The sequence below is a fragment of the Kocuria atrinae C3-8 genome (assembly GCF_000286355.1).
Lineage (GTDB): Bacteria > Actinomycetota > Actinomycetes > Actinomycetales > Micrococcaceae > Kocuria > Kocuria atrinae_A.
Genome location: NZ_AJXN01000204.1, coordinates 1 through 1,040, shown reverse-complemented (window position 1 = coordinate 1,040; position 1,040 = coordinate 1). Strand labels below are relative to the sequence as shown.

Annotated in this window: 2 protein-coding genes and 1 tRNA gene; all 3 read left to right on the top strand. The window is 66.6% G+C overall.

Going from position 1 to position 1,040, the window contains the following annotated elements:
• Window positions 1-317: 317 nt before the first annotated feature.
• Window positions 318-626, top strand: a complete 309-nt coding sequence (locus YO9_RS19310; protein WP_223286710.1) for a hypothetical protein — start codon at window positions 318-320, stop codon at window positions 624-626.
• A complete protein-coding gene (locus tag YO9_RS0115780) occupies window positions 623-856 on the top strand; it encodes a hypothetical protein (RefSeq protein ID WP_223286709.1) in 234 nt (77 codons plus the stop codon). Before YO9_RS19310 ends, YO9_RS0115780 begins: the two co-directional genes overlap by 4 nt.
• Before the next feature lie 86 nt (window positions 857-942).
• Window positions 943-1,015 (top strand) — tRNA-Thr (locus YO9_RS0115775).
• Window positions 1,016-1,040 lie beyond the last annotated feature (25 nt).

Sequence of the window (1,040 nt, the reverse complement as noted above, 5' to 3'; positions counted from 1 at the left end):
CGATCTCGACACCGCGCCTGCGGCCGGGCCCGCCGCGGGCCGCTTGTCTGCGCTGCAGACCGCCGCGTGGCTGGGCCCGCAAACCTCGAGCATCGCTGTCGTGCCCACCTGCGCACGACCCACACCGAGCCGTTCCTCATGGGCACCGAGAGCGCCTCATTGGACTGGGCCACTCACGGTCGCGCCGGGGTCTTGTTCGCGCCCTCGCTGGGGGCCGACGCCGCCGCCAACGTGGGTCGGCGTGCCGAACCTTCCGCGGACCCCGCCTGGGCGGAAACCGCTGATGTGATCGACGTGGTCCGCAGGTTGTGGGACTCGTGGGAGGCGGACGCGAGATCCGCGATCAGGCCACCGGCCGCTTCGTGGACCGCTCCAAACTGCATTACGTGGACTTCAGCGGCACCGATTCTGCGGGTGAAGAATTCACTGTGAAGGGGCCCTCGATCGTCCCCCGTCCCACGCAGGGACACCTACCGGTCTTCGTGGAACACACATCGGAGGTCCCTCTAGAAGCGTTGCGCGGTGCGGTGGAACAGGCCGATGTAGTACTGCTCCCGGCAGAGACCGTGGTCCCGAGGCCGTCAAGGTTCTCGACTGGAACCCAGCGGCACGTGTGCTCGCCGTGATCGATGCCGATGCCGACGCTCTGGACCCGGAAATCGTGGCGAGGTGGGTCCAGGTCGGAGTGAGCGGCGCGGTCCTGGAAACCGGCCCCTATGACGTGGAACTGGCTGTGCGCGCTGCCGCCGGAGCGCTCCCCGAACTGGTGGGCGCTGAGACGTCAGCAGACGAAGAATCTACGCTGCGCGAGCGCCTGGGCCTGCAACCGGCGGAGAACCGTTACGCGACCGACTGAGATCCCGAAAACCCCGCCGATTGGGGCCTGAGCGGGGTTGTCTGCTACTGTCTTGGGTGCATCTGAACCGTGCTCGGTTCTGCTGCGCCACCTTAGCTCAGTCGGTAGAGCAATTCCCTCGTAAAGAATAGGTCGCCGGTTCGATTCCGGCAGGTGGCTCCGAACGGAAGAAAACCCCGGGAAC